This is a genomic window from Gordonia sp. UCD-TK1 (assembly GCF_001691435.1).
GTDB lineage: Bacteria > Actinomycetota > Actinomycetes > Mycobacteriales > Mycobacteriaceae > Gordonia > Gordonia hongkongensis.
Genome location: NZ_LZMP01000017.1, coordinates 77,537 through 86,932, shown reverse-complemented (window position 1 = coordinate 86,932; position 9,396 = coordinate 77,537). Strand labels below are relative to the sequence as shown.

Sequence of the window (9,396 nt, the reverse complement as noted above, 5' to 3'; positions counted from 1 at the left end):
CAGCGCCCTTCGACCGAATTGTTCGCCGCGGCAGCCGATGCCGAACTCGGCGAGGCCCGTGCACTCGAGGGCAACGAGTTCAAGGTGCCCCTCGCACGCCGCACCCTGATCGCCACCCTGCGGGAGCTGAGCACTCGATGACCGCGATCGGTACCTCCCACGCCCGCATCGACGGCGCCGACAAGGTGCGCGGCACCGCGCCGTATGCCTACGAGCACCTCACCGAGGCCGCGTACCTGTGGCCGATCACCGCGACCATCGCGCGCGGACGCATCACCGGATTCGACACGGCCGCAGCCGAATCGACGCCCGGCGTGCTCTTCGTGCTCACCCCGGACAATGCACCGGAACTGGCCGACACCTCCAGCGGCGACCTCACGATCCTGCAGTCGCCCGAGATCGCCTACCGCGGGCAGCTCGTCGGCGCCGTCGTCGCGGAGAGTCCCGAGACGGCGCGTGAAGCCGCCTCGGCGGTGACCGTCACCTATGACGAGGACGCCCACGACACCGAGTTCCGCGTCGATCACCCCGACAGCTACCGGCCCGAACAGGTCAATGGCGGGTTCGAGCCCACCTCACAGGACGGCGACCCCGATCGAATCCTGGACGAGGCGGCCAGTACCGCCGGCGGGGACACCGTCACGGTCGACCAGTGGTACTCCACCCCGGAGGAACACAACAACCCGATGGAGCCGCACACCGTGGTGGCCACCTGGGATGCGGATGCCGCTGTCCTCACGCTCTACGACTCGACCCAGTCGACCCAGGGCGTGGTGTCCTCGCTGGCGCCGGTGCTGGGTCTCGAACCCGAGCAGATGAGGGTGATGGCGCCGCACGTCGGCGGTGGATTCGGGTCGAAGGGCTCGCCGCACTCGCACGACGTGCTCGCGGCCATGGCGGCCATGCGCCTGCCCGGTCGTCCGGTGAAGTTCGCGGTGACCCGGCAGCACATGTTCGTCTACGTCGGACACCGCGCGCCCACCCGATCCCGTCTGCGGCTGGCCGCCGATCGGGACGGCCACATCACCGCGATGGTGCACGAGGCATTCACCCACAGCGCACACGCCGGGGAGTTCGCCGAGCAGGCCGCGGTCACCTCACGATCGATGTACTCGGCCGACCATCGGCGGACCGATCACCACGTCGTCCCCCTCGATGTCCCGGTCCCGTTCTGGATGCGTGCGCCCGGCGAGGCTCCGGGGATGTTCGCCGGCGAGGTCGCCATGGACGAACTGGCACATGCCCTCGACCTCGATCCGATCGAGTTGCGTGTGCGCAACGAACCGCCCGAGGACCCCGAGACGGGCAACCCGTGGTCGTCGCGGCGGCTGCTCGACTGTCTCCGCGAGGGAGCCCGACGATTCGGCTGGGAGCGGCGTGTGGCGGAGCCGGCGGCCCGCCGGAACGGTCGGCAGCTGGTCGGCCTGGGGGTCGCGTCGTCGACCTATCCCCACATGGTGCAGCCGGGCAACGCGGCGTCGATCACCCATCGCGACGGGCGGTACACGGTCCGGATCGCCGCCACCGACATCGGCACCGGTGCGTGGACGACCCTGAAGATCATCGCCGCCGACGCGCTCGACGTACCCACCGACGTCGTCGACATCGAGATCGGCGACAGCGCGCTGCCCAGCGCGACCGTCGCCGGCGGTTCGTCGGGCACCTCGTCCTGGGGATCGGCCATCGTCACCGCCGCGCATCAGTTCCGTGCACGTTTCGGCGACGATCCGCCTCCGGACGCCGAACTCAGCGCGGAAGCGGCGGACAACCCCGATCTCGAGAAGTTCACCGTGGCCTCGTTCGGCGCGCACTTCGTCGAGGTCGGCGTGGATATCGACACCGGGGAGATCCGCATCCCGCGCATGCTCGGGGTGTTCTCCATCGGCCGCGCCATCAACCCGCGCACCGTCCGTTCGCAACTCATCGGCGGCATGACCTTCGGTATCTCGATGGCGTTGCATGAGGAGAGCGTCCGCGATCACCGGTTCGGACACGTGGTCACGCAGGATCTCGCCGAGTACCACATCCCCGTGCACGCCGACATCGCCGACGTCGACGCGATCTGCCTCGACGACCGCGACGAGCACGCCACCCCGATGGGTTCGCGCGGTGCGGGCGAGATCGGGATCGTCGGCAGTGCTGCCGCGGTGGTCAACGCGATCTACAACGCCACCGGGGTACGGGTCCGGGACCTGCCGGCGCACCTCGACGATCTGCTCGGCGGACTGCCCGACCAGTAGTCGCTGCCCTGGCGGTGCGGAGTCAGGCCGCGCCCGGGTAGCTCGACCACCCCGGTACCGGCTGCTGGGCCGGCCACGGCTCGGTGTCGGCCATCGGCAGCCAGTGCGGCATACCGTCCGGAGTCATTGCGGCGCATGCCTTCTGATCCGGGGTCGGCGTCGGGTACAGGGCTGCGAAGTCGTAGCGGGAGGTGTACCAGCCGCCGAACACGTCGGCGCCGGGGGTCCGCTCGCCCCCGCGTGGTGCGGCCGCGGGATCGGTTCCCACGCGGCGGATGTCGATCTCCACCGGCCGCGGGGTGTCGTATCCGACGGTCCACTCGCCGTTCTGCTGCACCGACCGATACCCGTGACGGCACATCACGATTCGCGCCCAGCCGTTGTCGTCGACGCGGCGCAACCCCTGATAGAAGGCGGTGCCGACCTCGCGGCCCGAGGTCGAGTGGATCGGGGGGTACGCCGTCACCATCTGGTCGATGTTCGACGGCGCGGCGTCGGCGAAACCGGGGTAGCCCCACCGCGCCGACCGTCCGGCGTTGGCGAGTTCGAAGGACTCGGTGAAGGCTCGGACGAAGGTGCCCTCGGCGGACTGCGGATCGAGGACACCGGTCGCGGTCCAGCGGAAGGTGGTGTCGAATCCGGGCGGCAGATGCGCGTCCTGCGCGGCGCGGGCCGGCGGTGTCCGCTCCGGTACGTCGGGCCCGGTGGCGCATGCCGCGAGGCCGGCTCCCACGACGAGCGCGGCGAGAATCGCGGTGAGGCGTCGACGACGATCGTGCGCCACGGTGATCACCCGCTTCGACGAGAGTGCGGTCCGTTACCCGGCTATGTCTGCACCCTAGACATGGACGCTTGTCCCACGTGGGATCACCGTGCACCGGAACGGCGACGAGAAGGTCTCGAAATGGGCACGCTGAACCCAGGTCAGGGCCGCTTGTCGATGTCCACGCCGGACGCCAGATCTCCGCACTCGACGCGGGTCACCGCCCGGGACCGGAGATACACCTGAGCACCCACGTCACCATCGACCACACGCAGAGCCGGTCCGAAATGGTCGGCACCGATGTACACCGGGTGCCCCGGACTGCCGTCGAAGACCGCTCGCGCGAGAAGGGCGCGGTCACCCGATGCCGCGCCCAGGACGCGGGCGACGACGTCGGCTCCCGTGGCCGGGGTGTCGACCACGTGCACGGTCAGCCCCGCCGCGTCCGGTCGTCCCATCGCCCACCGCAGGGCCGCCGCCACCGTGGCGCCGACGCCGTCGGCCCAGTCCTCGACAATCAGCGTCTCGGCACCGGCCGGTGGTTCGACGACCGCGGCGCCCATGGCGACCGTCACCTCGGAGCAACCGCCGTCGCGCAACGCCGCGACCGCCCGCTCGAGCCACCGGCCGTCGTGCGCGAGGATCTTCGGCATCCCGTACCTGGTCCCGGCTCCGGCGGCGAGTACCACACCGAGCACCCGTCCCGCGGGGTCGTCCGGGGGCGCTGCCCCGGTGACGTCGTCCATCGCCCCATCTTCCACGCGCCGTCTGCGCCCACGCCTCCTAGGCTGGTCATCATGCGGCTCAACGAGACGGACGACGACGAAGCCCGTGCAGCGCTGCGCAGCTGTTGCGCATCGACGGCCTGGGTCGAGCGCATGATGCTCGCGCGGCCCTTCGGCGATGTACCCGCTGTGCTCGATGCCGCCGATCGAGCACTGGCCGAGATCAGCGAGGACGGCCTCGACGAGGCGCTCGCCGGGCATCCGCGGATCGGTGACCGGCCCGACAACGCCTCGTCGGCGCGCGAACAGTCCGGGGTGGCGGGCTCGTCGGCCTCGGTGCTCGCGGAGCTGAGAGACGCCAATGTCGCCTACGAGGCGCGGTTCGGGCACGTCTACCTGGTCTTCGCGAACGGGCGGCCCGCCGACGAGCTGCTCGCCATCCTCCGGACGCGGATGACCAACGACGCCTCCACCGAACGCCGGGTACTGCGTGCGGAACTGGCGAAGATCAACCGCGCCCGCCTGCTCCGTATGCTGTCGACCGAGCACGCCGCCGACGAAGGGATTTCGAGATGACCGGTCTGTCCACGCACGTCCTCGACGCGGTGTCGGGTTCACCCGCCGTCGGCCTCGAGGTGTCCCTCCAGGATGCGTCGGGGACCGAATTGTCCAGCGGCAGCACCGATTCCGACGGTCGCATCACCTCAGTCAACACCGAGGCGCTCGTCCCCGGGATCTACCACCTCGTCTTCGACACCGGGAACTGGTTCGCCGACAACGACATCAAGGGTTTCTATCCCGAGATCGACATCTGTTTCGAGATCGACGACCCCGGGCGACATCACCACGTACCGATCCTGTTGAGCCCCTTCGCCTACTCGACGTACCGGGGTAGCTGAACCGGCGGCGGGGCGAGGTGCCCCGCCGCCGATCTGCTCAGCGGATCTCGATCAGCAGATCCCCCGGCGCGACCTGCGTCACCTGTCCGATGGCGAGTCGGGTCACGGTGCCCGCGACCGGGGCGGTGATCGCCGCCTCCATCTTCATCGCCTCGATGGTGCCGATCGTCGCGCCTGCGGCGACCTCGTCGCCGACGTCGACCGACAGCGACACGACGCCCGCGAACGGGGCACCGATGTGGTGCGGGTTGGAGCGGTCCGCCTTCTCCGCCGACGCGACAGCCGAGTCGACGGAGTGGTCGCGCACCGCGATCGGACGCAGCTGACCGTTCAGGACGCACATGACGGTCCGCATGCCCTGCTCGTCCGGTTCGCTGACCGCCTCCAGCCCGATGAGCAGATCGACACCGGGTTCGAGTTCGACGCGGTGTTCCTCGCCGTAGCGCAGTCCGTAGAAGAACTGGTTGGCCGAGAGCCTCGACGTGTCACCGTAGGCCTCGTAGTGCTCCTCGAATTCCTTTGCCGGACCGGGGAAGAGCAGGTGGTTGAGCCGGACCTGACGGTCACGACCCGGCTTGTCGAGGATGGCCTCGTCGTCGGCGGACAGTGGGGTGACCTCGGGGGCCGGCGCGCGGCCCTGCAGCGCGAGGGTGCGCAGCGGTTCGGGCCAGCCACCGGGTGGGTCGCCCAGCTCGCCGCGCAGGAAGCCGATCACCGAGTCCGGGATGTCGTAGGAGGCCGGGTCGGCCGCGAAGTCCGAGGCGGTGATGCCGCGGCCGACCAGCGCGAGCGCGAGGTCGCCGACGACCTTCGACGACGGGGTCACCTTGACCAGTCGGCCGAGCATCGAATCAGCGGCGGCGTACGCCTGCTCGACTGCCTCGAACCGGTTGCCCAGCCCGAGGGAGATTGCCTGCTGCCGCAGGTTCGACAGCTGCCCGCCCGGGATCTCGTGGGAGTAGACCCGCCCGGTCGGCGCCGGGAGACCGGACTCGAACGGCGAGTAGACCTTTCGCAGCGCCTCCCAGTACGGCTCGAGGTCGCACACCCGCGCGAGGTCGATGCCGCTGTCCCGCTCGGTGTGGGCGGTCGCGGCGACGATCGCCGACAGCGGCGGCTGGCTCGTGGTGCCCGCCAGCGCGGCACTGGCGCCGTCGACCGCGTCGGCCCCCGCCTGCCACGCGGCCATGTAGGTCGCCAGCTGTCCGCCCGGGGTGTCGTGGGTGTGCACGCGGATCGGCAGATCGAACTCACGCCGCAGCGCTGACACCAGGGTGGTCGCCGCGGGAGCGCGCAGCAGACCCGCCATGTCCTTGATCGCCAGGACGTGCGCGCCCGCCTCCACGATCTGTTCGGCCAGGCGCAGGTAGTAGTCGAGCGTGTAGAGGTCCTCGCCCGGGTCGGACAGATCGCCGGTGTAGCTCATCGCCACCTCGGCCACCGCCGTGCCGGTCTCGCGGACCGCGTCGATCGCGGGTCGCATCGCGTCGATGTTGTTGAGGGCGTCGAAGATACGGAAGATGTCGATGCCGACGTCGGTCGCCTCGGACACGAACGCGGTCGTCACCTTCGTCGGATACGGGGTGTAGCCGACCGTGTTGGCGCCGCGCAACAGCATCTGCAGACAGATGTTGGGGATCGCCTCCCGCAACTGCGCCAGCCGATCCCACGGGTCTTCTTTCAGGAAGCGAAGCGCCACATCGTAGGTCGCCCCGCCCCAGCACTCGACGGACAGCAGTTCGGGGGTCAGCGCGGCCACGTACGGCGCCACGTTGAGCAGCCCGTTGGTGCGCACGCGAGTCGCGAGCAGCGATTGGTGCGCATCGCGGAACGTCGTGTCGGTGATGCCCAGCCGCGGGTTCTCGCGCAGGTCGCGCGCGAACCCCTCGGGTCCGAGCTCCAGCAGACGCTGCCGCGAGCCGTTCGGCGGCGAGGCGAGCACCGAACGCTCGACGGTGGGCAGCTTGTCGCGCGGGTACACCGTGGTGGGCCGCTCACCGTGCGGCTTGTTCACGGTGACGTCGGCCAGGTACGACAGGATCTTGGTACCGCGGTCGGCTGACGAACGCGAGGTCAGCAGACCGGGACGCTCGTCGATGAACGACGTCGTGACGCGCCCGGCGCGGAAATCCGGATCGTCGAGCACCGCCTGCAGGAACGGGATGTTGGTCGCGACGCCACGGATTCGGAACTCGGCCACGGCGCGGCGCGCACGCCGCACCGCGGTCGGGAAATCCCGTCCGCGACAAGTCAGTTTGACGAGCATCGAGTCGAAGTGGCCACTCACCTCGGCGCCGAGGTTCGCACCGCCGTCGAGCCGGACGCCGGCACCGCCGGGGCTGCGGTAGGCGGTGATGCGCCCGACATCGGGCCGGAAGCCGTTGGCGGGGTCCTCGGTGGTGATCCGGCACTGCAGCGCGGCACCGCGGATGCGGATCGTGTCCTGGGTCAGTCCGAGATCCGCCAGCGACTCCCCCGATGCGATGCGCAGCTGCGCGCTGACGAGGTCCACATCGGTGATCTCCTCGGTCACCGTGTGCTCGACCTGGATACGCGGGTTCATCTCGATGAACACATGGCGACCCTGTTCGTCGAGCAGGAACTCCACCGTGCCCGCGCACGAGTAGCCGATCGATCGCGCGAAAGCCACTGCGTCCGAGCAGATCTGCTCGCGCAACTCGTCGGAGAGGTTCGGTGCGGGCGCGAGCTCGATCACCTTCTGATGGCGGCGCTGCAGGCTGCAGTCGCGCTCGTAGAGGTGGATGACGTTGCCGTAGGTGTCGGCGAGGATCTGCACCTCGATGTGCCGCGGGTTGACCACGGCCTGCTCCAGGAACACCGTCGCGTCGCCGAACGCGGCCTCGGCCTCGCGCGACGCGGCCGCGATGGCCTCGGCGAGGTCGGCACGCTCGTCGACGCGGCGCATCCCCCGCCCGCCGCCACCCGCGACCGCCTTGACGAAGACCGGGAACTGCATGTCCTCCGCCGCGGCGAGCAACTCGTCGAGATCCGACGACGGCTCCGAGCTCGCGAGCACGGGGATCCCCGCCGCCTTCGCCGCGGCCACCGCGGTCGCCTTGTTGCCGGTCATCTCCAGGATGTCGGCGCTCGGGCCCACGAAGGTGATGCCCGCCTCCGCGCACGCGGCGGCGAGACCCTGGTTCTCCGACAGGAATCCGTAACCGGGGTAGATAGCATCGGCGCCACACCGGACCGCCGCGCCGACGACCTCGTCGACCGACAGGTAGGCCCGCACCGGATGTCCCGGCACCCCGATCTGGTAGGATTCGTCGGCCTTCAGCCGGTGCACCGAGTTGCGATCCTCGTACGGGAAGATCGCGACCGTGCGCGCGCCCAGTTCGTAGGCGGCGCGGAATGCGCGGATGGCGATCTCGCCGCGGTTGGCGACCAGAACCTTGTCGAACATCGTGGTGTTCTCTTTCTCTCACGCCTGCGCCGGTCCGGCGCGTGCTCAGCGACTCGCACAATCGCGGTGGAGATCGCGCGAACAAACTCCCGGCGGGCACGGATCGACGCGAATGTCCCGACGACGCCGACCCGTTTCCACGGGCAGTTCACGTCGTGATCCTACTCACCGAGACCGGCCGTTCGGCCACCCCCTCACACCGCCTTCGACCCCCTCGGAAACCGTGCTCCCCGACGCCGTCCACCGCGTCGGAAAGGCGGCGGCACGGCACTGTGACGCCTCGGGAAAGGTGATCGAAAACAATTGCCGCGCAATGTACGTGGCACTCATTGCCGCAGTGTTGAGAAATACTCTCCAGCAGGATTCGACAATGAGAGATCCGCAGCGTCGGAAATTCGCGAATGCCGATCGGTCGCTCCGTCGGAATGCCGACCGATCGCTCTGTCACGGGCTCGCTTTGTCGGCCGACGGCGCACGGGATTAGCGTCGTCGGAACCACTCCGATCCGACCGGAAGGCGTTGCCGTGGGCTTCACCCGTTACGTCGCCTTGGGCGACTCGTTCACCGAGGGAGTCGGCGATCCGGACCCGGCCCGACCCAACGGGGTACGCGGGTGGGCCGACCGTGTCGCCGAACAACTCGCCGCCGCGGCGTCCGCCGAGGGCGGGGCGGACTTCGGCTATGCGAACCTGGCCATCCGCGGCCGGTTGCTCGACGAGGTGCTCGCCCAGCAGATCGGCCCGGCGATCGCCCTGGAGCCCGACCTGGTCACCATCTACGCCGGCGGCAACGATCTCATGCGCCCGTCCCTCGACCTCGACGCGATGATCGCGCGGTACGACGCGGCCCTGCGCGACCTGACCGCGACGGGCGCCACCGTCGTCGTCTTCACCGCCTACGACACCGGATGGGCTCCGGTGTTCCGGATGCTGCGTGGACGGGTCGCCATCTACAACGAGCTCGTCCGGGCGGTCGCCGAGAAGCACGGTGCACTGATCTGCGACTTCTGGCGGATGGCCGGTTACGACGACTACCGCATGTGGGACGCCGATCGCCTGCACATGTCGCCGCTGGGTCACGCAGAGATGGCCGGCCGGGTCCTCGACCTGCTCGGCGTCGACCACCACATCACGCCCGAGACGCTGGCCGCCGCGGTCGCCACCCGCCGGGAGCAGCGGCGACAGAACGCGGAGTGGGCCCGCACCTTTCTCGGCCCCTGGGTGGTGCGCCGCATCCGCGGCGTCTCGTCAGGCGACGGACTCACCCCGCGCTGGCCCCGTCCCGTCGGCCTCGCCGACCTCGCGTAGCCCGGACGCCGGGGCTTCCCGCCGGGTGCGAACGT

The 9,396-nt window shown here is 69.8% G+C and carries 7 protein-coding genes and 1 pseudogene; 5 read left to right on the top strand and 3 right to left on the bottom strand.

The features are described 5' to 3' along the window. Together A9310_RS26330 and A9310_RS11665 are read left to right on the top strand one after the other, a co-directional pair. Nucleotides 1-141, top strand: a pseudogene (locus tag A9310_RS26330) (xanthine dehydrogenase family protein subunit M); the annotation flags it as partial. Then, nucleotides 138-2,240 (top strand): xanthine dehydrogenase family protein molybdopterin-binding subunit, encoded by a 2,103-nt coding sequence (locus tag A9310_RS11665; RefSeq protein WP_065630746.1) that lies wholly within the window; start codon nt 138-140, stop codon nt 2,238-2,240. The pseudogene A9310_RS26330 and the gene A9310_RS11665, both read left to right, overlap by 4 nt. A 22-nt stretch (nt 2,241-2,262) precedes the next feature. On the opposite strand, the gene A9310_RS11660 is transcribed toward A9310_RS11665, so the two are convergent. Both A9310_RS11660 and A9310_RS11655 read right to left on the bottom strand, forming a co-directional pair. Then, nucleotides 2,263-3,033, bottom strand: coding sequence for a hypothetical protein (locus tag A9310_RS11660; RefSeq protein ID WP_065630745.1), 771 nt, complete (start codon nt 3,031-3,033; stop codon nt 2,263-2,265). Nucleotides 3,034-3,164: 131 nt separating this feature from the next. Continuing rightward, the gene (locus tag A9310_RS11655) at nt 3,165-3,749 is read right to left on the bottom strand and encodes an NTP transferase domain-containing protein (protein WP_065630744.1); all 585 of its coding nucleotides are present in this window, start codon (nt 3,747-3,749) and stop codon (nt 3,165-3,167) included. A 51-nt stretch (nt 3,750-3,800) separates the two neighbouring features. Between A9310_RS11655 and uraD the strand changes: the two genes are divergently transcribed. After that, a complete protein-coding gene (gene uraD / locus A9310_RS11650) occupies nt 3,801-4,304 on the top strand; it encodes a 2-oxo-4-hydroxy-4-carboxy-5-ureidoimidazoline decarboxylase (RefSeq protein ID WP_065630743.1) in 504 nt (167 codons plus the stop codon). Beyond that, on the top strand, nt 4,301-4,627 hold the full coding sequence (gene uraH / locus A9310_RS11645; protein ID WP_065630742.1) for a hydroxyisourate hydrolase: 327 nt from the start codon (nt 4,301-4,303) through the stop codon (nt 4,625-4,627). The genes uraD and uraH overlap by 4 nt, the downstream gene beginning before the upstream one ends. Nucleotides 4,628-4,664: 37 nt before the next feature. Here the strand turns inward: uraH and A9310_RS11640 are convergent, their stop codons facing one another. Beyond that, entirely contained in the window at nt 4,665-8,054 is a 3,390-nt protein-coding gene (locus A9310_RS11640) for a pyruvate carboxylase (protein ID WP_065630741.1), read from the bottom strand. A 524-nt stretch (nt 8,055-8,578) separates the two neighbouring features. Here A9310_RS11640 and A9310_RS11635 point away from each other — a divergent pair. Continuing rightward, nucleotides 8,579-9,361: an SGNH/GDSL hydrolase family protein gene (locus tag A9310_RS11635; RefSeq protein WP_065630740.1), complete on the top strand. Its 783-nt coding sequence runs from the start codon at nt 8,579-8,581 to the stop codon at nt 9,359-9,361. Nucleotides 9,362-9,396: the final 35 nt, after the last annotated feature.

Bases quoted from the DNA above. Each gene is read 5' to 3' on its own strand.
- A9310_RS11655 (WP_065630744.1), bottom strand. From the start codon at position 3,749: ATGGACGACGTCACCGGGGCAGCGCCCCCGGACGACCCCGCGGGACGG.
- A9310_RS11640 (WP_065630741.1), bottom strand. From the start codon at position 8,054: ATGTTCGACAAGGTTCTGGTCGCCAACCGCGGCGAGATCGCCATCCGC.
- uraH (WP_065630742.1), top strand. From the start codon at position 4,301: ATGACCGGTCTGTCCACGCACGTCCTCGACGCGGTGTCGGGTTCACCC.
- uraD (WP_065630743.1), top strand. From the start codon at position 3,801: ATGCGGCTCAACGAGACGGACGACGACGAAGCCCGTGCAGCGCTGCGC.
- A9310_RS11665 (WP_065630746.1), top strand. From the start codon at position 138: ATGACCGCGATCGGTACCTCCCACGCCCGCATCGACGGCGCCGACAAG.